The sequence below is a fragment of the Actibacterium atlanticum genome (assembly GCF_000671395.1).
GTDB classification, from domain to species: domain Bacteria; phylum Pseudomonadota; class Alphaproteobacteria; order Rhodobacterales; family Rhodobacteraceae; genus Actibacterium_D; species Actibacterium_D atlanticum.
Window position 1 is genome coordinate 68,751 of the sequence record NZ_AQQY01000008.1, and the last position, 24,702, is coordinate 93,452.

Genomic DNA, 24,702 nt, shown 5'->3' on the forward strand with positions numbered 1-24,702 from the left:
GACAAATTCCATATAATGAATATATAGCCTGGCAGATTGCTGCCATGGTAACAAAAGGGCACCATTTGCAATGGATTTCAGGGCAGAAGGAGATCACCGATGCTGAGACTAATTTTGACCCTAGTATTTTTGACGGGCAGCGGCGCGTATGGGGATGTTTTTCAGCTGCAACCCACGTCAATCACCGAATGGAAGGCCGTTTACGGAGAGGTCGAGCCGCGCGATCTGGTTCCGGCTCGGGCGCGGATTGGCGGCACAATCGTCGCGCTGGAAGTCACCGAGGGCGACCGCGTGGCCGAGGGCGCGCGGATTGCTGTTGTGGTGGATGACAAGCTGGTCTTTCAACAAGAAGCGGTGGATGCGCAGTTGGCCGGGCTGACCACGCAACTTGCCACGGCACAGGCTGATCTGGAGCGCGGTGAATCCTTGCGGGAACGCGGTGTGATCACGGTGCAGCGATTGGATCAGCTGCGCACGGCGGTGGATGTGCTTGAAAACAATATAAAATCAGCGCAGGCCGAACGGTTGGTTCTGGAGCAACGCGTGGCCGAAGGTGCCGTGTTGTCGCCGGTGAACGGGGTGGTGTTGAGTGTGCCGGTGGCCCGTGGATCTGTTATTAACCCCGGTGAGCCGATTGCCCAGATTGCCGGGGGCGGCGTGTTCTTGCGGTTGGCCCTGCCCGAACGCCATGCTGACAGCCTGACCGAAGGGGACCAGATTGAACTGGGCACCCAAGCCGGGGGGGCACAGGGCACTCTGGTAAAGCTTTATCCTCAGATTGAGGCGGGCAGGGTGTTGGCCGATGTCGAAGTTCCCGATCTGGATGCGCGGTTCATCGGGCGCCGTCTGCCGGTGCGCGTGCCTGTGGCACAACGCGCGGCGCTGATGGTGCCGGTTGCGGCTGTCTCGCAGCTGGGTGGATTGGATTTTGTCACCATTGAAACACACGGGGATCAGGTGCAGCGCACCGTTGTTCCGGGCCGCACCGTGATGATTGACGGGCATGCGCATCGGGAAATTTTGAGCGGCCTGCGCGCCGGAGACATGGTGGTGACGCCCGATGAGTGATTCTGACAAGGGTTCTGGCCCGCTGGGCATTGCCGGGCAACTGACCCGGGCCTTTATCGCCTCGCCTCTGACGCCGTTGTTTCTGATGGCTTCGCTGGCGGTGGGGCTGATCGCGCTGATCTCACTGCCGCGCGAGGAAGAGCCGCAGATTTCCGTGCCGCTGGTGGATATTCATGTGCAGGCGGCGGGGCTGCGTGCCGAGGATGCCGTCAAGCTGATCACCGAGCCGCTTGAGATTATCGTCAAGGGGCTGGACGACGTCGAACATGTCTATTCGCAGACTGCGGATGATCAGGTTCTTGTAACGGCGCGCTTTGAAGTGGGGCTGGATGCGGAAACTGCCATCGTGCGGGTGCGCGATAAGCTGTTGGCCAATCTGGATCGTATCCCCAAGGGCATTCCCGAACCGAAAGTGATCGGGCGCGGGATCAATGACGTTGCGATTGTCTCGCTAACGTTCACCGGCCAGCACGGCGACGTGTCGGCGGGCGATCTGACCCGCATCGCCCGCGAGGTCGAGGTCGAACTGACCAAGATTGAAGATGTCGGTCTGACCTATCTTGTCGGGGCGACCGAGCAGGCCCTGCGCATCGCGCCGGACCCTGAAAAGCTTGCGCTTTACGGGGTGACGTTGCAGCAGCTGGCGGGCAAGATCGAAGGGGCCAATTCGGCCGCGCCCGCGGGCATGATCCGCGATGGCGGCGCGCAGGTCGGTCTGGTGCTGGGCCGCACGCTGAGTTCGGCCGAAGAGATCAGCAACCTAGAGGTCACGGCGCGCGATGGCCGGACGCTTTATGTCCGCGATCTGGCCGAGGTCGGCTTTGTGTCGGATCTAGATGAACATCACGTTTACAGCCTGCACCACGCTGAAGATGGCGGGATCGAAACTTCGCCCGCTGTGACCCTTGCCTTGGCCAAGCGCGCCGGGGCCAACGCTGTGATCGTTGCCGAAGAAATCCTACACCGGGTTCACGCAATGGAAGGCGGATTGATCCCCGATAGCGTGGCGGTCGAGGTCACCCGCGACTATGGCGAAACCGCCGATGAAAAGGCCAACGAGCTGTTGTTCCATCTGGGGTTGGCGACCGTTTCCATTGTTGGGCTGGTATTGGTCGCGATTGGCTGGCGCGAGGCCATCGTGGTGGCCGTGGTCATTCCGGTGACGATCCTGCTGACGCTGTTTGCCGCTTACATCATGGGCTACACGCTGAACCGGGTGTCTTTGTTTGCGCTGATATTCTCGATCGGGATTTTGGTGGACGACGCCATTGTGGTGATCGAAAACATCGCCCGCCACTGGGCCAAAGACCCACAGAAAACCCGTTTGCAGGCGGCAATAGATGCGGTGGCCGAGGTCGGGAACCCGACCATCGTGGCCACCCTGACCGTGGTCGTCGCCCTGTTGCCGATGCTGTTCGTATCGGGATTGATGGGCCCCTACATGAGCCCCATTCCGGCCAATGCCTCGGCGGCGATGATTTTCTCGTTCTTTGTGGCGGTGATCATCACGCCTTGGTTGATGTTGAAGATCGCGGGCAAAGCCCCCGCGCATCACGACGAAAGCGCCGAGGCCGGGGGGCGGCTGGGCAAGATCTATGCGGCCATCGCGCGGCCAGTTCTGAAAACGAAAACCATCAGCTGGGTGTTCCTGCTGGCTGTGGTGGTGTTGTCCTTTGGGTCTTTGGGCGCGCTTTACACCAAGGATGTGACCGTCAAACTGCTGCCCTTTGACAATAAGTCCGAACTGGCCATCGTGGTCGATCTGCCCGAAGGCGCATCGGTTGAAGCCACCGACGCCGTGGTGCAGGATGCCGCGCGGGTTGCCATGCATCTGCCCGAGGTCCACTCGGCCCAGACCCACGCTGGCACCGCCGCGCCGTTCAACTTCAATGGGCTTGTGCGACACTATTTCCTGCGCCAGCAGCCGCAACTGGGCGAGGTGCAGTTGAACCTGCATGCCAAGCATCACCGCGAGCGCGCCAGCCACGACATTGCGCTGGAGCTGCGCGAGATGCTGGCCGAATTGGACGTCCCACCGGGCACCAACATGAAAGTGGTTGAACCGCCTCCCGGCCCGCCGGTGATCGCGACCCTGCTGGCTGAAATCTATGGCCCGGACGCCGAAACCCGGCGCGAGGTTGCCCGGCGTGTCCGCACCGCCTTTGAAGAGGTCGAATTTATTGTCGACGTCGATGATAGCTTTGGTGAACAACCCCGCCGTTTGCGGGCTGAGCTGAACGCCTCGGACCTGAATTTCTATCTGGTGCAAGAGGCGGACGCCTTGCAGACCCTTCAGCTGTTGAACGGTTCAACCACCGTTGGCTATTCGCATCGCGGCGAAGGCCGCGCGCCGCTGCCGATTGTGGTGGGGCAGGACCGCGCGAACCGGGTGCTGGACGAACGCGCCCTGGCCACCCCGGTGCCGGCAAATGCGCTGCCGGGGGGGCGCGGCGTTGTTGAGCTTGGCGATGTGGTCACGATCACCGAGGAACACGCCAGCTTCCCGATCTTTCGCCACAACGGCCGCTTTGCCGAGATGGTCACGGCCGAACTGGCCGGGACATTCGAGGCGCCGCTTTATGGTATGATCGCTGTTCAGGAAAAGCTGGACGCGATGGATTGGTCTGATCTGCCCAAACCGCAGATCAGCCTGAATGGCCAACCCGCCAGTGAATCTGACGTGACCCTGCTTTGGGATGGCGAATGGGAGGTCACATGGATCACCTTCCGCGATATGGGGGCGGCATTTGGTGTGGCTTTGCTGGGGATTTACATCCTTGTGGTGGCGCAGTTTGGCAGCTTCCGCCTGCCGCTGGTGATCCTGACGCCGGTACCGCTGACGTTCCTGGGCATCATGTTCGGCCATTGGCTTTATGGGGCGCCGTTCTCGGCCACGTCGATGATTGGGTTCATCGCGCTGGCAGGGATCATTGTGCGCAACTCGATCCTGCTGGTCGATTTCATTCGCCACGCCGACCCGGATGGAAAGGTCACGGTGGATGTGTTGATCGAGGCAGGCGCGACGCGGTTCAAACCCATCCTGCTTACTGCGATTGCGGCGATGATTGGTGCAGTGGTGATCCTTGCGGATCCGATTTTTCAGGGGCTGGCGATCTCGCTGCTGTTTGGTCTGGCGTCGTCTACCGCGCTGACAGTGCTGGTGATCCCGGCGATCTATCGCATCTTCCGCACCTGAGCTGTGCTTGCTTGCCGGGAACAAACCCGGCAAGACTAAACCATGCGCAGCTTGCCCGCTCTTTTGATCAGTGCCGCGGTGGTCGCGGTGGCCGTGGTTGTCCAGATTGTGTCCTATGACATTTTCCGGGCGCAGGAGCTGTCGCGGTCTGAGGGGCGTTTATCGCTGTATCGCAGTACCGTCACAGCTGAGCTTGAACGGTTTTCACATCTGACGCAGGTGCTGGCTCAGGATGTGTATGTGATGGCGGCGGCACTGGGGGCCGAAGCTGCAACCCTGAACCCAAGGCTCAAGGGGTTTTCCGACAGTGCTGGGTTGGATGCGATCTATCTGATGACGACGGACGGGCTGACGGTGGCTGCCTCCAACTATGATCAGCCGATCAGCTTTCTGGGTGGGAATTATGCCTTTCGTCCCTATTTTCAGGACGCCGTCGCCGGCCAGCAGGGGCGGTATTACGCGATTGGCGCGACGACCGGTCTGCCGGGGTATTTCATTGCCGATGCGGTGCAGTCCAAGGGGGTTGGCCCGGTCGGTGTGATTGCGATCAAGCTGGATCTTTCAAAGCTGGAAGAAAGCTGGCGCAGCGCGGGCGAACAGGTTTTGTTGTCTAATGCCGATGGGGTGGTGCTGCTGGCGTCAGATCCGGCGTGGCGGTATCGGCTGTTGGCCCCGCTTGAGGCAGAGGCGCGCGCAGAAATCGTGGCGGAAAGGCAGTTTCCGGGTCAAGCCCTGCAAGAGCTGGACTGGACCCGCGAACGGGATCAGCGCGCCACGATTTCGGGGGTTGATCGCCTGCATCTGACCAGCAGTGACCTGCCCCACGGCTGGGAGCTGCACTATTTCGCCAGCGATGACCGCGCGGTGACGCGCAGTTGGTTGGCGACGGCGCTGGCGGTTTTTGCCGCCGGGGTGGTCTTGGTGCTCGTGCAGGTGCAACGCACGCGGCGTATGGGCGCCGCCTTGCAACGCTCTGAACTTGAAGAGGCCGCACTGCGTCAGGCCAACAAGCAGCTTGCGTTTGAGATCACCGAGCGCCGCGCCGCAGAGCGCCGTTTGAAGCGCACGCAAGGAGAGTTAGAGCGCGCCAGCCGCTTGGCGGCGTTGGGGCGTTTGTCCGCTTCGGTCACGCATGAGCTGGGCCAGCCCATCGCAGCGATGCGCAATCATTTGGCTGCTGCCGAGCTGAATACCGGCAATCAAGCCCGGCTGCCGACGCGCATCACAGAGCTGGTGGACCGGATGGAGGGCATCACCCGGCAGCTTAAGTTCTTTGCCCGATCTGAAGATCGCCCGTTCGAGGAAGTCGATCTGAGCGCCGCGATGAAAGCCGCCTTGGCCTTGGTGGAAACCAACATCCAGGCCAATGATGTTGCGACCCATTTTGATCTTCCCAATCACCCGATCATTCTGCGCGGAAGTCGGCTGCGGATCGAACAGGTCATGACCAATCTGCTGCGCAATGCGGTGGATGCGGTCGAAGACAGCGCCGCGCCCGCCATCTGGATCAGCGTTGATCAATCCGCGGCAGAAAGCTGGTTTGAAATCCGGGACAACGGGCACGGTCTGGGCGAGGCCACCCTTGCGGACCTGCAAGAACCCTTCGTGACCACCCGCGAAAGCGGACGGGGCATGGGGCTGGGGCTTGCGATCTCGGCCAGCATTGTGAACGACCATGGCGGCGAAATGACCGCGCGCAACGCGGACCGGGGGGGCGCCGTTTTCCGCGTGGTGTTCCCGCGTTCCGAAACAGACACAAGCGAGGCTGCATGAGTCAGGACCGTCCTTTCAGTATTCTGATCGTCGAAGATGATCGCGGTATGCGGCAATCTCTTGTCGAGTTGATGGAGGCCGCAGGCTGGCGGGTTGAGGCCCTATCGCGGGCGGATCGCGTGGCCGAACACCTGACGATGTTCCTGCCTGATGTGATCTTATCTGATGTGCGGATGCCGGGCATGTCGGGATTGGAGCTGTTGACCAGCCTTGATCCCAACGCGCATCCGCCGCTGGTCTTGATTTCGGCGCATGGGGATATCCCAATGGCGGTGCAGGCGATCAAGGACGGGGCCTATAGTTTTGTCGAGAAACCATATGAGCCCCGCCGGTTGTTGACGATCCTCAGCCACGCCGCCGAACAAAACCGGATGCGACACTCCAACACCCGGTTGCGTGAACGGCTGATGCGCCTGTCGGGGTTGGATCGGGTTTTGCTTGGCCAGACCCCCGACATCGCCGCCCTAAGAGAAGACGTGCTGGATTTGGCCGAAACCGAGGTCGCCGTGCTGTTGCAGGGGGAAACCGGCGCCGGCAAGGATCTTGTGGCCCATGCGCTGCATGATCTGGGGCGGCGTTCGGACGCCCCTTTTCTGGCGCTCAATTGCGCGGCGCTGACGCCAGACACCTTCGAGGCTGAGATGTTCGGCACGTCTGACGGGCGGGAGGGGCGGCTGTTGAACGCTTCGGGTGGCACGCTCTATCTGGATGAGGTTTGCGCCTGTCCTTTGCCGGTACAGGCCAAGCTTTTGCGAGTCATCGAAGAGAAACAGATTTTCCCGGTTGGGGCGTCGTCCCCGGTGCCGGTGGCGTTTCGGGTGGTTTCGGCCAGCAACGAGGATGTGCAAGAGGCAGTGGTGCAGGGGCGGCTGCGTGCTGACCTGTTGTTCCGGCTAAACACCGTGGTTCTGACCTTGCCGACCCTGCGCAACCGGTTGGACGATCTGGGCATGTTGGCGACCTTTTTCCTGGCCGAGTATGCCCGCATCTATGAGGTGACCCCGCCCGAGCTGAGCCAGGCCGATCTGGCGGCTTTGATGTCCCATGACTGGCCCGGAAACGTGCGCGAACTGCGTAGTGTCGCCGAGCGTCGGGTGCTGGCGGCGCGGCGTGGTGGGGGCTCGATGGCGCAGGCCTTGCAGGCCAGTGCAACACCCGAAGACGTGCCCGAGACCCTGCGCGAGGCCGTCGCCGCCTTTGAGCGTGAGCTGATCGCCAAGGCGATCAGGACGCACGCGGGGCGGATGGACGCCACCGCCGAGGCGCTGGGCATTGGCCGACGCACCCTGAACGAAAAGATCGTTAAGCTGGGTTTGGACAAAGAGGCGCTTTTGTAGCCCTGCGGAAATCCGCAGGGCAGGGGGCGGGAGGCATGCGATTTCCCTCATATGCAAACGCGTTGCGCTGGCGCATTCTTGTCGCAGTCACAACGCATGACTGAGGGAGGAATCACCATGCGCAAATACCTGAACCGTGCCGCGATCGCGGCGCTTTCGATGACTTTTGCAACCGAAGCTCTGGCGACTGAATGGAACGTGTCGCTTTGGGGCAAACGCCGCGCCTTTACCGAACATGTTGAAAAACTGGCCGAGCTGGTCGATCAAAAAACCGGCGGCGAATTCACCCTGAGCATCAGTTATGGTGGCCTGTCCAAGAACCGCGAAAATCTGGATGGTATTTCGATCGGCGCGTTTGAGATGGCGCAGTTCTGCGCGGGCTATCACCGCGATAAGAACCCGTCGATCACCGTGCTGGAGCTGCCGTTTCTGGGTGTAAGTTCGCTGGAGCAAGAGGTTGATCTGGCGATGGCGCTCTATAAGCACCCGGCCGTCGAAAAAGACCTGGGTCGCTGGAACGCGACGCTGCTGATGCCCTCGCCGCTGCCCCAGTACAACCTTGTGGGTGTGGGCGACGCGCCTGCAACGCTGGCGGACTTCGCCGGTCTGACCGTGCGTGCCACCGGCGGCATTGGCAAGGCGATGGAAACTGTCGGTGCTGTCCCGACCTCTATGTCGGCCACCGAGGTGCGTCAGGCGCTGGACAGTGGTGTGATCAAGGCCGCCAGTTTTGCCCCGCATGCGCATATGTCGTTTGGCACCATCGAGAACGGCAAGTGGTGGACCACTAACCTGAACCCCGGTTCGGTCCATTGCCCCGTGGTTGTGAACACCGATGCACTGGCTGATCTGTCGGACGCGCATCGCGATGCGCTGCTTAGCTCGGTTGATGAGGCGCTGGCCTATTACATCGACTTTTACAACAACAAGACCATGGCCGCCTGGGGGCCAGCGTTGGAGGAGCGCGGGATTGAGCAGGTGACCTTTGCCGATGCTGAGATCGCAGCGTTCAAAGAGGCCGCAGCCGCCCCGGCAGCCGCATCATGGATCGAAGAGAACACCGCGCGTGGTCTGCCCGCGCAGGAGCTTTACGATATGATCACTGGCATGATCGCTGGCGACAGCTGATCTGACCCCGTGCCCCGCGCTTTGTCGCGGGGCATTTCCTGATGACAGAATAGGGGACCCGCCATGGCCGGATCATCCTTGGTATTCACAGATGCCAGCGTGCTCAGCAAAGCTGATCGCGTGCTTTACGAACTGGAAAAACGTCTGGCCCTTCTCAGCGGGCTTGCGGTGTTTTCATTGATGGTTCTGGCGGTGTTGTCCGTCAGCGGGCGTAACTTTCTGAACCAGCCCCTGCCGGGCTATGTCGACTGGATTGAACAGGCGATGCCGCTGATTGCCTTTATGGGGATATCCTATACCCAGCGCGACGGCGGGCACATTCGGATGGATATGCTGGTCGGCGCTTTGAAGGGGCGCACGCTTTATGCGGTGGAGTTCGTGACCACGCTGGCGATCTTTGTTCTGATGGTGCTGCTTGTGTGGGGCACATGGGCGCATTTCCAACGCAGTTTCGATTTCGGTGCGCCCATGTGGAGCCGCGATAGCTCTATGGATATCGCACTGCCAATCTGGCCGGCCAAGCTGTTGGCGCCAGTGGCCTTTGGCGTGCTGTGTCTGCGCTTGGCCCTGCAGCTTTGGGCCTATGTCCGGGCCTTTATCAACAATGACGCGCGGCCCATTGCCGTGCCGATGATTTTGAATGCGGCCGAGCAAGCCGCGCTGGAAGCCGAGCATGTCTCGGGTCAAGACAGCTAAGGGGCGATCAGATGGAACCGATTGAAATTGGCCTGATCGTTTCAGGCGGGATGCTGGTGCTCGTGATCCTTGGGATGCGGGTGGCCTTTGCTGCCGGTCTGGCCGGGCTTGTAGGGTTGATCTGGATTTTCTGGGCCAAGTTTGGCTATGCGCCCGATAAGTTCGAAAAGGCGCTGACCGTGGCGGTGAAAACCGCCGGGCAGGTGCCACACTCTAAGGTCTCCAGCCAAGCGCTGAGCCTGATCCCGACCTTCATCCTGATCGGCTATCTGGCCTATTACGCGGGCCTGACCAAGGCGCTGTTTGAGGCCGCGAAACGTTGGTTCGCATGGGTGCCGGGTGGCTTGGCCGTGTCGACCGTGTTCGCGACTGCCGGGTTTGCGGCGGTGTCGGGCGCGTCGGTTGCGACCTCGGCGGTGTTCGCGCGGATCGCCATCCCCGAGATGCTGAAGATCGGCTATGACAAACGCTTTGCGGCAGGGGTCGTGGCGGCCGGTGGCACGCTGGCCAGCCTGATCCCGCCGTCGGCCATTTTGGTGATCTATGCAATCATCGTGGAACAAGACGTGGGTAAGCTGCTGTTGGCGGGCTTCATCCCCGGCGCGTTTTCGGCGCTGATCTATGGCGCGCTGATCATCGGCATGGCGCTGACGATCAAGGGCTTTGGCCCGGCGGTCAGCGGCTTTACCTGGAAAGAGCGGTTTGTTGCCCTGCCGCCCGCGCTGCCGATCCTGTTTGTCGTCGTGACCATCATCTTCTTTGTCTACAACCCCTTTGGCGGAGACGCTTGGGGCACCCCGACCGAGGGTGGGGCAATTGGCGCCTTTGTGGTTTTCTGCATGGCGCTTTATCGCGGGATGCGCTGGGCGCAGCTGAAAGACGCATTGCTGGAAACCGCCAAGCTGAGCGTGATGATCTTTACCATCATCTGGGGCGTGCTGATCTATGTGCGGTTCTTGGGCTTTGCCGAACTGCCCGATGCCTTTGCGGCCTGGATCACCTCATTGCAGATGTCGCCGATGCTGATCCTGATCTGCATTCTTCTGGCCTATGCGGTGTTGGGCATGTTCATGGACGCCATCGGGATGCTGCTGTTGACCCTGCCGGTGGTCTATCCGGCGGTGATGGCGCTGAATGGCGGCGAGTTTGTTTCAGCCGCCGACAGTACCTTTGGCATGTCCGGCCCGATGTGCGCGATCTGGTTTGGCATTCTGGTGGTGAAGATGGCCGAGTTCTGCCTGATTACCCCCCCGATTGGCCTGAACTGCTTTGTTGTCGCCGGTGTGCGGGATGATCTGAGCGTGCAGGACGTCTTCAAGGGCGTTACCCCGTTCTTTATCGCGGACGCGATTACCATTGCTCTGCTGGTGGCTTTCCCGGCCATCGTGCTGTGGTTGCCGAGCCAAGTCTGACGATCCCTCCTGATCGCGCCTCGAAGGAAGAGAGCGATCGGGAGGCTTGCTTCGCTGGGCGCTGCGGACAGATGCATTTGGACGTGATGCCGGTGATGGTCGAGTGCGAAGGCGCGAATCGCAGCGCTGTAGCGCGGCGATGCATTGTGCCTTTATCTGGGGTGGCTGCATAAAAATTAAGCAATCGCGTTTTGTGACCCCAAGCGTGACAGCAACCTGTGGGTCGCGTCGCCCGTCGGGCTTGAGGCAGGTTTTCTAACCTTGGCTGGCGCGACAGCTTTGATTTTGGCTGCGCCCAAGATGCTGCAGAGATTTGACCGGCCAATGGGCTTTTTGATACTGGGCAGGTGAAGGGCGTCTGGGCGATATCATACCAGAATGAGGGCAAACTGACGGCTGACCGGCGCGTTTAATACACCGCTTTCGCATGGCCTTGGATCAGCGTTCATTGTTTCGATTTGGTCTGTACGCAGAGTGGTTTTACCATCGCACAACCCGTGATTTATGACATGCGTGGAGCCACCCTCCCAAGCCATGGTTCTGATTTGCTGAACGATGGCACGGTCTTGCAGGGTGGCAGCGCGACCTGCAGCTTTTTCGATGAGGCGCAGGCCAGGGTAAATTCCGACGGTGCTTTAAACACGCCATTGACGAGGAATGCCGCGCCCCATTCAAATGGCGCGGGCGGCGAGGCGGGCTCAAACGGGGCCAGTCCGGGGGGCTGCGTTTAATCTGATCGGCGAGAGCGCCGCGAGAGACCAATCATAGTCTTGGCCCGTCAAGTAGCGAAGTCCGTTGTCGGCGGATCACGGCCTTGGGTTGCGACACGACGCGCTGACTTTCGCTAAATGTGAACATTGATCTAAGTTGGGCATTCGGCATGATCGGATTTGTATTCGACTGTTGCGTATCTGCACCACAGAGATGGACCAACGCGAGTATTTGTATTAGTAATCAAAGCTGTCACGAGGATGAGAGCATTTTGATAATAACTGGCTGTCATTGAATCCAGCGCATCAGGGCGATACTGTGCCTGCGGATTTGGTGATAGGTTAGAAACCACGAATAGTGGCGGCAAGTTTTTGCCGCTTTTTATGTTTACTAGTGCAGTCGGTGTTTTGCCGCGATGCAGAAGGATGTAAGGAAGTACAGGTATTTCCAGCATCCATGAGCTGGACCAGGGATGTGTAAACGTAACGATTTATTTTTCTATGTCCGTCGCCGGGGCGCGTTTTGTTTCGGTGGGTCAGCGCATGTCGATATTGTGGCCCGGGCAGTAAAAGGAATGGCGCGCTTTTGCGGGTCAGTATTCAGGAGCGCGATAGATGTTGTTTAACGATCAGGACTTTCTGGTTTTTGGTGCCAGTCATCCGAATGCGATCTCCGCTGGAATTGCGATCTCGGCAAGCCGTGCGGGCCATGTGGGCCTGCTGAGCCTGGATTATGCTGATATTGACGCGCCCGAGGTTGGGCAAGCTGTGGCCGCCCTTTCGGCCTGCGCACGCGGCGCTTGGGGGGTGAAGCTGCCGCTGGAGAAAGCCGAAGCTTTCTTTGCTGCCTTTGGGGACGATCTGACCCGTTTGGGATGGGTGGTCTATCAGGGCGAAACCGCGACCAACCTGAAGAAACTTATCAAGCTGCAAAAACAGATCGCGCCTGCGTCGCGCACCCTGTTTGAAGTGACCGATGACACGCTGGTGTCCAAGCTGAAAACCGCAGGCATTGACGGGCTGGTGGCCAAGGGCCACGAAGCCGGTGGACGTGTAGGTGATGAGACCTCTTTCCTGCTGACCCAGCGTTTGGTGCGCGACAGCGACCTGCCGATCATCGCCATGGGCGGTGTTGGCCCCAACACCGCCGCAGCGCTGCGCGTGGCAGGGGCCGCAGGCGTGGCGTTGGACTGGCAGCTGGCCTTGTTGGACGAAGCCGAAACCGACCCGGCGCTGAAAATGGCGCTGGCCCGCATGGACGGCAGCGAGACCCGCACGCTGGGCGGCGACCTAGAGGTTGCCCATCGCGTGTTCTGGCGTGCTGACCATAAGCCGGCGCAGGTGCTGGCCGAACAAGACATCCCCGGCACCGATCCCAAGAAATTCCTGAAAGCGGTCGCGGATGCCGTGACCCCGGCCAAAGTCGGCTCTGTTTGGCTGGTTGGCCAAGACGCCTGCTTTGCCCGTCGCTTTGCCGACAATTACGGTTCTGTCAAAGCCGCGCTGGATATGATTGCTGATCAGGCTGCGACCCTGTGTGATACCGCCGCGCGGGTGAAACCGCTGGCCGAAGGCTCGGCCCTGACCGAAGTCACCCAAACCCGCTATCCGATCATCCAAGGCCCGATGACCCGTGTCAGCGATGTCGCGGACTTTGCCGTTTCGGTGGCCGAAGGCGGGGCGCTGCCCTTCCTTGCGCTGTCGCTGATGCGCAAGCCCGAAGCCACTGCGTTGATCGAGGAAACCAAGGCCAAGATCGACGGCAAATCCTGGGGCGTTGGCATTCTGGGCTTCGTCGAAGACGACCTGCGCGAAGAGCAGACCGCTGTCATCGCCGAGCAAAAGCCGAACTATGCCCTTATCGCGGGCGGGCGCCCGGATCAGGCCTCGGCCCTGGAAAAGCAAGGTATCCCAACCTATCTGCATGTGCCCTCGCCCGGGTTGCTGAGCCTTTTCCTTGATGGCGGCACGCGTCGTTTCATCTTTGAAGGCCGCGAATGTGGTGGGCATGTTGGCCCGCGTTCCTCGGCTGTGCTGTGGCAACAGGCGATTGATGCGGTCGAAGATTACTATGGCCCTGATGGCGATATTGATGCCGAGCTGATCTTTGCTGGCGGCATCCATGATGATGTGTCTGGCGCGATGGTGTCGGCGCTTGCGGCTGGCCTTGCAGAGCGCGGCGCCAAGATTGGCGTGATCGTCGGCACCGCCTATATCCTGACCGAGGAGGCCGTGACGGCGGGCGCGGTTCTGGACACCTATCAGGAACTGGCGCTGAATTCGTCACGCACCATGCTGCTGGAAAGCGGCGCAGGCCATTCGACCCGCGTGGTCGAAAGCCCGATTGTGGATGAATTTTTCACCCGCAAGAAAAAGCTGCTGGAAGAGGGCGTCGACCCGGATGAGGTCAAGGACGAGCTGGAAAACTTCAACGTTGGCCGCTCGCGTATTGCGTCCAAAGGCGTGGACCGCAACCCGGAGTACCGCAAGGTTGAAGGGGCTGAAAAGTTCATTGATGTCTCGAAAGACGATCAACTGAAATACGGCGTCTATATGATTGGTCAGGCAGCCAACCTGCATGACAAACCCACCACCATCGCGGCCTTGCATCAGGCGATCTGCAGCGACAGCACCGCAATTCTGGAGGCTGCCAAGCCCGAGGCCGCCAAGGCCGAACCGCTGATCCGCGAAGGGGATGGTGCAAACATCGCCATCACCGGTGTGGGGACGATCCTGCCCAAGGCGCTGGATTTCTCGGATTATTGGGAAAACATTCTGGATCGCGTCGATGCGATCGAAGAAGTGCCCGAGCGTCGCTGGGATTGGCGCCGCTATTTCGATGCCGACCGCGCCGCGCCTGATAAGGCGTACTCCAAATGGGGCGGGTTCCTTGATGAAATGGATTTCGACCCGATCCGCTATGGCATTCCGCCTAACTCAATGTCGTCGATTGAACCCTTGCAGCTGCTGGCGCTGGAAACCGTGCGTCAGGCGCTTGAAAACGCGGGCTTCAAGGATGGCGTGATTGACGACCCCGAACTGCGTCGCAAAACATCCGTGATCATCGGTGTTGGTGGCGGCGCTGGCCCGCTGGGGCAGCGTTACGCTGTGCGTTCGTCGCTGCCGGCGATTGCAGGTGAGATTTCGCCCACCGCCGAAGAGCGTCTGCCCGAATGGACCGAAGACAGCTTCCCCGGCATCCTGTTGAACGTGATCGCAGGCCGTGTGGCCAACCGGTTCGATCTGGGCGGTGTGAACTTTACCGTCGATGCGGCCTGTGGCTCGTCGCTGGCGGCTGTGATGATGGGCGCGCGCGAACTGGAAAACGGCACCTCGGATATGGTGATTGTTGGCGGGGCTGACAGTTTCCAGAACCCGTTCGATTTCCTGGCGTTTTCAAAAACCCGGGCGCTGAGCCCGCGTGGCCGTTGCCGCACCTTTGACGACAGTGCTGATGGCATTGCGATTTCCGAAGGTCTGGCGATGATGGTTCTGCGCCGCATGGATCAGGCCGAAGCCGATGGCGACCGCATCTATGCCGTGTTGCGCGGCGTCGCTGGTTCGTCTGATGGCCGTGACCTGTCGCTGACTGCGCCACGCCCCGAAGGCCAGGAAAACGCCCTGACCCGTGCTTATGATCGCGCTGGCGTGTCGCCCTCGACAGTTGGGTTGGTTGAAGCACACGGCACCGGCACCGCCGTTGGTGACCGCACCGAAATTCAAAGCCTTGCCAAGATTTTCTCGGATTACTCTGACGATAAGCAGTTCTGTGGTGTTGGTTCGGTCAAATCGATGATCGGCCATACCAAAGCCGCTGCCGGCTGTGCCGGGATGATCAAATTGGCCATGGCGCTGCACCACAAAGTGTTGCCGTCGACCCTGCATGTGGAAGTGCCCAACAAAGGCGCCGACTTCCCGCAAAGCCCGTTCTATATCTCGACCGAGACGCGCCCGTGGATGGCCAAGGGGGATGCCCCGCGCCGTGCCGGTGTTTCGGCCTTTGGCTTTGGCGGTACCAACTTCCACGCGGTGCTGGAAGAGTACAAAGGTGGTTACCTGCCCAAACATCAGGAACCTTTCCGCAAGAACTGGACGCATGAGCTGTTCTTGTTCAGCGCAGATAGCCAGCAGGCCCTTGCGGACGAGCTAAGCAAAGCCGCCACTGCGATGGCCACTGCCCAGCTGCCCGCACGGGATGTGGCCGCCAGCTTGGCGCGCAAGTTCAAACCAACCGCTGCGGCGCGTTTTGCGCTGGTGGCACCGTCGCTGGCGGACGCTGCAGCGCGCCTCGAACGCGCCGCCAAATCGCTGGCATCGGATGCGACCGACCTGCGCAGCATCGACCCGATGGGCGCTTTCTTCTCGGCCGATACACCGGTGTCGCCGGATCAGGTTGCCTTCTTGTTCCCGGGCCAAGGCTCGCAATATCCGGGCATGGCCGGTGATCTGGCGATGACCTTCCCGAAAGTGCGTGAAACGCTGGAAGATGCGTCGGCAGCCTTGCTGGGTCGTACGCCCGCACCGCTGTCTGACTTGATCTTCCCGCTGCCCACGCTGGACGATGATGTGCGCGATGCGCAGGTTGAAGACCTGAAGCGTACCGATGTGGCGCAGCCCGCCATTGGCGCGGTGTCGATTGCCGTTCTGGACCTGCTGCGCGGGTTCGGACTGAAAGCGGCTTCGACCGCGGGTCACAGCTTTGGCGAATTCTCGGCGCTCTATTCTGCCGGGGCTTTTGACGCCGACACGCTGCTGAAACTGGCCCATGTGCGCGGAGACGCGATCATGACCGCCGGGGGTGATGATCTGGGCGCAATGGTCGCCGCCAATGCTGGCGCTGACGAGGTTCTGGCCGCGCTGGACGGCAAGGTGGAAGAGGTTACTCTGGCCAATATCAACGCGCCTGACCAAACCGTTCTGGCTGGCCCCACCCCCAAGATCGAAGAGGCGGTTGAAGTGCTGAAAGCGGCCGGGTTCGCGGCCAAACGTCTGCCGGTTGCCTGTGGGTTCCATTCGGCTTGCGTTGCGCCAGCGCGCGACCTTCTGGCTGCCGCTTTGCAAGACGCCGACATTTCGGTGCCCGAGCTTCCGGTCTTTGCCAATGCCTCGGCCGCGCCTTATCCGCAAACAGATACCGAAGTCTGCGATCAACTGGCTGAGCATCTGGTGCAATCGGTCAATTTCGTTGGCTCGATCGAAGCCATGCACGACGCTGGCGCGCGCTTGTTCTTAGAGGTCGGTCCCGGCTCGGTTCTGACGGGCCTGACCAACCGTATTCTGGGCGACAAACCGCATCTTGCACTGGCGTCTGACAAAAAAGGCCGTGCGGGCGTGCAGCAATTGCTGAGCCTGCTGGCGGGTGCGTGCGCGGCTGGTCTGGAGCTGGATTTGCAGTCTCTCTGGGCTGATCGTGCCGATGCATCGGTCGATGTTAAGAATTGGAATTTGGCGCTGCCGGAAAATCCGCGCAAGGCGATGCTGTGGAAGATTGACGGGGCCAATGTGCGCCCGATCAATGGCACGCCCGCCCGCCGGGGCTTTGCCGCCCGCATTGAAGAGGATCCCAAACCCGTGACGCAGGAAAATTCAAACCCCGCGCCCATCCCTCAGCCCGTTGCGGCTGCCGCTGCACCTGCGCCGCAAGCCGCTGTGCCCGCACCCGCCATGCCGATGCCCGCTGCTGCACCTGCTGCCCCGCTTGGTCAAGGCGCCGAGGCGATCATGCAGCGCCATCAGGAGCTGATGACCACCTTCCTTGAAAACAACCGTGCGGTGATGATGCAATGGTTGGGCGGCAGCGCTGCGCAGCCCGGACTGGCGCAACAGCCCGCGATGCCTGCAATGGCTCCGGCGCCGATGCCCGCGCCTGTGGCGGCACCCGCCCCGGTTGCTGCCCCGGTTGCCGCTGCGCCCGAACCTGCCCCGGTTGCTGCCGCGCCTGCACCAGCGCATGAACCTGCGACACCCGCAGCACCCGCCGCTGCGGCGCTGGACGAGGCTTCGGTGACTTCTGCGCTTCTGGCCCTGATTTCGGACCGGACAGGATACCCCGAAGACATGCTTGATCTGGACCTCAACCTTGAGGCTGATCTGGGGATTGATTCCATCAAGCGGGTTGAAATTCTGGGCGCGCTGCGCGGTGACTTACTGCCCGACGCAGGCGAGGAAGCCCGCGAAAAGATGGGCCCGGTCAGCCGTGAACGTACGGTGCGTGGCATCGTGGCGAAGTTCATGGAGGTTGTTGCCGAACTGGATATGCCAGCGGCTGCGCCGATCGCCGCTTCGACACCAGCCGCACCTGCGGCACCTACAGGCCCGGCGCTGGACGATGCTTCGGTGACTTCTGCGCTTCTGGCCTTGATTTCGGACCGGACAGGATACCCCGAAGATATGCTTGATCTGGACCTCAACCTTGAGGCTGATCTGGGGATTGATTCCATCAAGCGGGTTGAAATTCTGGGCGCGCTGCGCGGTGACTTGCTGCCCGACGCAGGCGAGGAAGCCCGCGAAAAGATGGGCCCGGTCAGCCGTGAACGTACGGTACGTGGCATCGTGGCGAAGTTCATGGAGGTTGCGGCTGAATTCGCGGCCCCTGCGGCGCCCGGCGCTGCATCGCCAGTCACATTGGTGCCCGAGCCTTCGACCGAAGATTTGGACGAAGCCACCGTGACCGCGGCATTGCTGGCGCTGATTTCAGACCGTACCGGCTATCCTGAGGAAATGCTTGATCTGGATCTCAACCTTGAGGCCGATCTGGGGATCGATTCCATCAAGCGGGTTGAAATCCTTGGCGCTTTGCGTGGCGATTTGATGCCGCAAGCCGGGGAAGAAGCCCGCGAACAGATGGGTCCGGTAAGCCGTGAACGCACGGTGCGCGGCATCGTTGCCAAGTTCCTGGATGTTGCACAATCCTTGTCTCCGGCGGGTGCGCCTGCCGCCGCAGCTGCCTCGCCGGCTGCTGAAACGGCGACCGAAGAAGCGCCGACCGTGGACCCGGATGATTGGGGTGCGCGCTATGTGATGGCACCAGCTGCAGTCGCGACTCCTGATGAACAGGATTGGGTTACCCCCGGGGCGACCTATGTTCTGACCGACGATGGCGCAGGTGTTGCTGCCGGTCTGGCCCTCAAGATCGAAGCGCTGGGCGGGACGCCCCTGTTGCTGGGCGACGGGGTGGACCTGTCGTCAGACAGCGCGTTGCGTCAGGCGGTGTCCGGTGTCGCTGGAAATGCGGCTGGTTTGATCCACTGTGCCCCGCTGCGGGCGACCAAGTCGGTCGAGGAAATGGATCAAGCAGGCTGGCGCGCGGCGGTGGATGCCTCGCTGCGTTCGCTTTATGGGCTGTTGTCGGCCCTGGGCGGATCGCTTTCCAGTCGTAAGGATGCCGTGGTCATGTCTGCCACATCGATGGGCGGCGCCTTTGGGTTTGATGGCTCGCGGCTTGCGGCCCCGGCGCAAAACGGCGCGCCCGGTTTGCTTAAGACCGTCGCCAAGGAGTGGCTGGATGCCCATGTCCGTGCTGTGGATTTCCCGGCTGATGCGGGTGCCGATACGATGATTGACGGGCTGATGGCCGAGGCCGGACGCCGCGATGATTTGGTTGAAATCGGCTTGAACGGCAAAGATCGCATCGGTCTGTTCGCGCAGCAGCGCGTGATTGACCCAAGCGCCGCCGAAGAAATCCCGCTGGGCCCTGACTCTTTGGTGCTGGTCACGGGGGGCGCTCGTGGCATCACCGCCAAGATCGTCAAACAACTGGCCTCTAACAGCCAGCCGCGCTTCATCTTGCTGGGGTCTTCGCCCGTGCCCGAAGGGGAAGAAGCCCCTGAAACAGCCCGTGCTACCGAGCCGCATTCGCTGAAGGCGGCGCTGATTGCGCAGGCCAAGGCCGCGGGGCAGACCGTCAGCCCGGCTGCCATCGAAGCAAGTTTCCGCGCAGTGACGAAGGCCCGTGAAATTCGCGCCGCCGTCGCCGAAGTGGAAGCCCTTGGCAGTCAGGTGGAATACATGGCCTGCGATGTGCGCGATCAAGATGCTTTCGCATCTGTGATTGAAAACGTCTATGAACGCTATGGCCAGATTGATGGCGTGATCCATGGTGCTGGCGTCATCGAAGACAAACTGATCCTCGATAAAGAGGTTGAAAGCTTCGACAATGTTGTGCGCCTAAAGACCGAAAGCGCCTTTACGCTGGCCAAGACCCTGAAGCCCGAAAGCCTGAAGTTCCTTGGGTTCTTTACGTCGGTTGCCGGGCGTTTCGGGAACCGTGGTCAGGGGGATTATGGCGCCGCAAACGAGACTGTCTCGAAGTTGGCCCGGGTCCTGAACGAAAGCTGGGATGCCAAGGTTACGGCAGTCAGCTGGGGCCCATGGGACAGCGGCGGCATGGTGAATGCCGAAATCCGCGCTCAGTTCGCTGAAATGAAGATCGAGCCGATCCACCCCGCCCATGGCACCCGCGCCATGGAGCTGGAGATCACCCGTGGCCCTCTGGAGGAGAGTGAGGTTGTCTGGGGACGTGGCCCTTGGGAGGATGACCCGACACGTCTTGATGAGACTTATCGTAAACCCTCTGCCCGCGAAGCGGCTGAATAACGGCGCTATAAATGTCCAGACCTGATCGAAACGAGCCCATCGCAATCATCGGCATGGACTGTATCTTCCCGAAGGCACCTGATCGGGTGTCGTTCTGGCAAAATATCGTCAACAAGGTCGACGCGGTGGACGATGCCCCCGCCGATTGGAACGGGGACCTTTATATGGACCCTGACAGCACTGAAAACGACCGGGTTTACACGACCAAGGGTGGTTTTCTGGGCGATCTGGCGGTGTTCGACCCGCTGAAACACGGGGTTCCGCCCACGTCGATCAATGGTGGTGAGCCGGATCAGTTTCTGGCGCTGGAACTTGCCGCGCGCACGCTGGAAGACGCGCAGTTTGATGCACGCCCGGTGCCCGGTGATCGTGTGGCGGTTATTCTGGGCCGCGGCACCTATATCAACCGTGGTTTCACCAGCGTAGTGCAGCACGGGATCATGCTTGACCGCTTTCTGGATGTACTGAAGAAGCTGCACCCGGAAACACAGGCGGATGAACTGGCCGCTGTTAAAAAAGAGCTGAAAGCTTCGCTGCCGCCGTTTAACGCAGAAATCGCCCCGGCTTTGGTGCCCAACCTTGTGACCGGGCGCATTGCCAACCGTCTGGATTTTCAGGGCGCGAATTACATCATTGATGCGGCTTGTGCCTCGTCGTTGATCGCGATGGAACGCGGCATCAATGACCTGCGCGCGGGCCTGTGCGATATGGCGATTGTCGGCGGCGTGCATGCCTCGACCCCTGCACCGATCTATCAGATTTTCTGCCAGATCGAGGCTTTGTCGAAGAAGGGGTCGATCAAGCCGTTTTCGGCCGAAGCGGACGGCACGCTTCTGGGTGAAGGCGTCGGTATATTGGCGATCAAACGCCTGTCGGATGCCGAAGCGGCGGGCGATAAGATTTATGCGCTGATGCGCGGGGTTGGGGTTGCCTCGGACGGTAAAGGTCTGGGCATGCTGGCCCCCCGGATCGAGGGCGAGGCTCTGGCCCTGCGCCGCGCTTATGAGCAAAGCGATGTGGACCCGTCCTCGGTCGGGCTGATCGAGGCCCATGGCACAGCCACATCAGTTGGTGACGCGACCGAGGTCGAAGCGCTTGCCAATCAATTTGGCGGCCGCGCGTCTGAGGAACCCGATTGCGCCCTTGGCGCGGTGAAGTCGATGATCGGGCACTGTATTCCGGCGTCAGGATCGGCCGGTCTGATCAAAACCGCGATGGCTTTGTATCACCGTACCTTGCCCCCGACGTTGGTCGACACTCCGAACCCTGATTTGGGGATCGAAGACACGCCGTTTTACTTAAACACCGAAGCTCGCCCGTGGATTCACGGTGGACAAGAACCGCGCCGTGCAGGGGTAAATGCTTTTGGCTTTGGCGGGATCAACGCCCATGCCGTGCTGGAAGAATACACCGGCGCGCCGCAGCCCAAGCCACAGATTACCCGCAGCTCCGAGGTGATCTTGCTGGACGGTGCCAGTGCCGAAGCCCTGACCGCCAAGATAGAGAACGTTGTTCAAACTCTTGGTGCCGAGGACGTGACCCTGCCTGCGTTGGCGCGTCAGGTGAATGCGCAAGGTGGAGACGGGGATTGGCGTGTTGGCGTTGTGGCTGCGGACAAGGCGGATGCCGAAGCCAAGCTGACCAAGATTGTCGACCGTATCAAAGCCGGTAAAACCAAGCTGAAAGACCGCAAGGGCGCCTATCTGGTCAGCAAGCCCTTGGCGCGTGACGGCAAGGTGGCCTTTATGTTCCCGGGTGAGGGCAGCCAACACACCGGCATGCTGCGCGAGGTGATGTTGCATCACCCCGAAATGCGTGGCTGGTTCGATCTGGTCGATGGCGCCTTTGCCGATCACGCCCGCGCGCTGAAACCCAGTCAGGTGATTTACCCGCCGTCCTATGTTGCCTCTGAAGGCGAAGGCATCTGGCGCATGGACATCGGCCCCGAAGCCATCTTTGCCGCCAACCAATCCGTTGCCGCGCTCTATACCAAGATCGGGCTTAAAGCGGATATGTTGGTAGGGCACTCCACCGGCGAATACTCGGCGCTTTATGCCGCCGGGGTGACGCGTCGTGATGATCCCACGCAGCTACAATCGGAAATGCGGGCGCTCAATGACGCCTACGAGGAAATGTCGCGCGACGGTGTGATTGCCGAAGGGGCTTTGGTGGCCATCGGCGCTGTGCCCGCCGACACGCTGAACGAGAAGCTGGAAGGGCGCGACGATGTCTATCTTGCGATGGACAACTGTCCCAACCAGAAGGTAATCGCGACCTTTAACGACGACGCCCGTGCCTGGGCTGAAAAACTGGCCGGCGAGCTGGGCGGATTTGGCGAGACACTGCCGTTTGAACGCGCCTATCACAGCCCGGCGTTTTCGGGATTTTCGGAACGGCTTGATACGTTTCTGCAAGGCATGGAGCTGTCAGCCCCTGAATTGCCGGTCTATTCCTGTCTGTCTACGGGAACGTTCCCCGACGACGCCGCAGGCATTCGTGAATTGACATCGGGCCAATGGGCCGGACGCGTGCGGTTCACCGAGACCCTGCAGAAGATGCATGAAGACGGGGCACGAATTTTCATCGAATGCGGCCCGCGCAACAACCTGACCGCTTTTGCCAACGATATTCTGCGTGGCAAACCGCATGTGGCTTTGGCGATGGACACGCCGGGCCGGGTGGGGCTGGATCAACTGAACCATTTCATTGCGCAGCTGTCTGTCGAAGGTGTGCAGCTGAATGTAGATGCATTCGCCGCTCCGGCTGAAGACTCCGCCGAAACCAAAGGCCCCTCGCGCCCGCAGGTTTTGAAAATGGGTCTCCAGCCGATGGAGATGAAAAATGTGCCGCCGATCACCTCTAAGCCGGTGACAGAAAAGGTGGTCGAGAAAATCGTCGAAGTGCCGGTCGCAAAGGGCGATGCGCCCGCGCCGGTCGCGGCGTCACCCGAGGAACAGTTGGTGGCCTCGTATTTCGATACGATGGAACAGTTTGTCTCGGCTGAACGGGACATCATGTCGGCCTATTTCGGCGCCTATACCGGGGCCCCCGAAAAAGCCGCACCTGCGCCGATGCCCGCACCGGCTGTTCCGGTGACGGCAGAGCCGCTGCGCTTTCCGATGCTGACATCGTTTGAGCGATCGCCCGATGGCACAGCTTTGACCGCGCGCATTGAGGTCGACGTGGCCCGCGCACCCTATTTGTTAGATCACAGTTTTGGACGCGGCATTTCTGCGTTGAATCAGGATTTGACCGGACTGCCCGTGGTGCCTTTGACCTTCACGATGGAGGCCTTGGCGCAAGCTGCCGCTGCCCTGCGCCCGAATTTGGTGGTCACCGCCATGAACGAAGTGCGCGCCTCGCGCTGGTTGGCGCTTGATCGCCCTGTTCTGGCTGTTGAAGCCAGCGTTGAGCTGAAAGAAGAGGGGGCAACGACCCGCGTTCACGTGCGTCTGCGCGAAGCCGAAGGTCCTGCCCTGCGCCCGATCTTGGTTGAGGCCGAGGTCGAACTGGCTGCGACCCGCCCCGCTGCTCCTGTCGCCGCGCCGATGCAATATGGCGCCCAGCGGGACGTGTTCTGGAATCTGCAGGATGTGTACAGCAAGATAATGTTCCACGGGCCCAAGTTGCATGCCGTGGAAACCATGGACCTGACGGCGGTTGATGGGTGCGAAGGCACGCTGACCGGCCTGCCTTTGGATCAGCTTTACACTGGCATCCCACAACCGCAGTTCGAAACCGATCCGATCACGCTGGATGCCGTGGGGCAGCTGGTGGGCGTGTGGTCGGCGGAAATGCTGGACGAAGCCTTCCACATCTTCCCGTTCCGGGTTGAGAAACTGGAAATGTTTGGCCCGCCCCTTTCGCCAGGTGAAAAAGCCCGCTGCCGTTGTGCGATCAGCTTGATCGGTGTGGATGAAATGTCGAGCTATATCGACGTGGTCACCGCTGATGGCCATCTGCAATGCCGTATTCATGGCTGGTGGGACAAACGGTTTAATTTGCCCGAACGTTTCTTCCAGGCTCGTCTGGACCCGGCCCAAAATTCGGTTTCGCGCGCCCTGCCGGCGCCCGAAGGTGTCTCGGTGACGATGGTTGACGATCTTTCTACCGACTTGCTGGAAGGGTCTGGCGGGATTTGGGCCAAGGTTCTGGCTGGTTTGGTGCTGTCGCCGCCGGAACGCGTCGATTGGGATGCGCTGGGGACCGCAACCGAGAAACGTCGCTGGGAATGGCTGCGCGGGCGGACTGCGGTAAAGGACGCCGTCAGAATGCTGAAAGCTGCGGGTATTCGCCCGGCGGATGTCGAGATTTTGCCAAGCGATGACACGCATGGCCCTTCAATCGGTGCGTCATGGCCTGCCGAGTGGGGCGCCGCCCCGCACCTGTCGATCTCGCACAAGGTGCAGATGGCGGTGGCGGTGGCTGTAGATTCCGCGCAATATGCGGGTGTCGGTATCGACATGGAGCAGATCAAAACCCGTGATGCGGCGTTTTTGAACACAGCTTTCACCGAAGGTGAGCGCAAAATCATCGCCGACACGGCCCCGGGCACCCCGCGTGATCGCATGGTTGCCTTGATGTGGTGCGCCAAAGAGGCTGTCGGAAAGGCATATGGCTCTGGTCTTGCCACGATGTTCGACAAGTTTGAGATTGTTTCCGCCGATGCCGGTGCAGAACAGTTTCAGGTTCGTGAAATCACAACGGGTGACCTTGTATTTGCAAGCGCACTCAAGGAAATTGTTGGCGACATGGTTGCTGTTATAGCACTGCGGCCAGCGTAGGGA

9 protein-coding genes are annotated in these 24,702 nt (G+C 60.7%); all 9 read left to right on the plus strand.

The genetic code is table 11. From position 1 onward, the window contains the following. Positions 1-99: 99 nt before the first annotated feature. The 9 genes from ATO10_RS12550 (at position 100) to ATO10_RS12590 (ending at position 24,699) form a co-directional block, all read left to right on the plus strand. Positions 100-1,068: an efflux RND transporter periplasmic adaptor subunit gene (locus ATO10_RS12550; protein ID WP_035252067.1), complete on the plus strand. Its 969-nt coding sequence runs from the start codon at positions 100-102 to the stop codon at positions 1,066-1,068. Next, positions 1,061-4,264 (plus strand): efflux RND transporter permease subunit, encoded by a 3,204-nt coding sequence (locus ATO10_RS12555; protein ID WP_035252070.1) that lies wholly within the window; start codon positions 1,061-1,063, stop codon positions 4,262-4,264. Before ATO10_RS12550 ends, ATO10_RS12555 begins: the two co-directional genes overlap by 8 nt. Positions 4,265-4,306: 42 nt before the next feature. Further along, the gene (locus tag ATO10_RS12560; RefSeq protein WP_035252072.1) at positions 4,307-6,037 is read left to right on the plus strand and encodes a sensor histidine kinase; all 1,731 of its coding nucleotides are present in this window, start codon (positions 4,307-4,309) and stop codon (positions 6,035-6,037) included. Next, positions 6,034-7,374, plus strand: coding sequence for a sigma-54-dependent transcriptional regulator (locus ATO10_RS12565; protein ID WP_035252074.1), 1,341 nt, complete (start codon positions 6,034-6,036; stop codon positions 7,372-7,374). The genes ATO10_RS12560 and ATO10_RS12565 overlap by 4 nt, the downstream gene beginning before the upstream one ends. A gap of 117 nt (positions 7,375-7,491) precedes the next feature. Next, the gene (gene dctP / locus ATO10_RS12570; RefSeq protein ID WP_035252076.1) at positions 7,492-8,502 is read left to right on the plus strand and encodes a TRAP transporter substrate-binding protein DctP; all 1,011 of its coding nucleotides are present in this window, start codon (positions 7,492-7,494) and stop codon (positions 8,500-8,502) included. A 63-nt stretch (positions 8,503-8,565) separates the two neighbouring features. After that, positions 8,566-9,198 (plus strand): TRAP transporter small permease subunit, encoded by a 633-nt coding sequence (locus ATO10_RS12575; protein WP_035252077.1) that lies wholly within the window; start codon positions 8,566-8,568, stop codon positions 9,196-9,198. Between the two features lie 11 nt (positions 9,199-9,209). Further along, a complete protein-coding gene (locus ATO10_RS12580) occupies positions 9,210-10,610 on the plus strand; it encodes a TRAP transporter large permease (protein WP_035252079.1) in 1,401 nt (466 codons plus the stop codon). A 1,325-nt stretch (positions 10,611-11,935) separates the two neighbouring features. Then, positions 11,936-19,915, plus strand: a complete 7,980-nt coding sequence (locus tag ATO10_RS12585) for a type I polyketide synthase (protein WP_051598135.1) — start codon at positions 11,936-11,938, stop codon at positions 19,913-19,915. Positions 19,916-19,926: 11 nt separating this feature from the next. Continuing rightward, positions 19,927-24,699, plus strand: a complete 4,773-nt coding sequence (locus ATO10_RS12590; RefSeq protein ID WP_051598136.1) for a type I polyketide synthase — start codon at positions 19,927-19,929, stop codon at positions 24,697-24,699. Positions 24,700-24,702 lie beyond the last annotated feature (3 nt).

What these genes read in the sequence shown, in the direction of transcription:
- ATO10_RS12565 (WP_035252074.1), top strand. Translation starts at nt 6,034, where the DNA reads ATGAGTCAGGACCGTCCTTTCAGTATTCTGATCGTCGAAGATGATCGC.
- ATO10_RS12575 (WP_035252077.1), top strand. Translation starts at nt 8,566, where the DNA reads ATGGCCGGATCATCCTTGGTATTCACAGATGCCAGCGTGCTCAGCAAA.
- ATO10_RS12560 (WP_035252072.1), top strand. Translation starts at nt 4,307, where the DNA reads ATGCGCAGCTTGCCCGCTCTTTTGATCAGTGCCGCGGTGGTCGCGGTG.
- ATO10_RS12555 (WP_035252070.1), top strand. Translation starts at nt 1,061, where the DNA reads ATGAGTGATTCTGACAAGGGTTCTGGCCCGCTGGGCATTGCCGGGCAA.
- ATO10_RS12585 (WP_051598135.1), top strand. Translation starts at nt 11,936, where the DNA reads ATGTTGTTTAACGATCAGGACTTTCTGGTTTTTGGTGCCAGTCATCCG.
- dctP (WP_035252076.1), top strand. Translation starts at nt 7,492, where the DNA reads ATGCGCAAATACCTGAACCGTGCCGCGATCGCGGCGCTTTCGATGACT.
- ATO10_RS12590 (WP_051598136.1), top strand. Translation starts at nt 19,927, where the DNA reads ATGTCCAGACCTGATCGAAACGAGCCCATCGCAATCATCGGCATGGAC.
- ATO10_RS12580 (WP_035252079.1), top strand. Translation starts at nt 9,210, where the DNA reads ATGGAACCGATTGAAATTGGCCTGATCGTTTCAGGCGGGATGCTGGTG.
- ATO10_RS12550 (WP_035252067.1), top strand. Translation starts at nt 100, where the DNA reads ATGCTGAGACTAATTTTGACCCTAGTATTTTTGACGGGCAGCGGCGCG.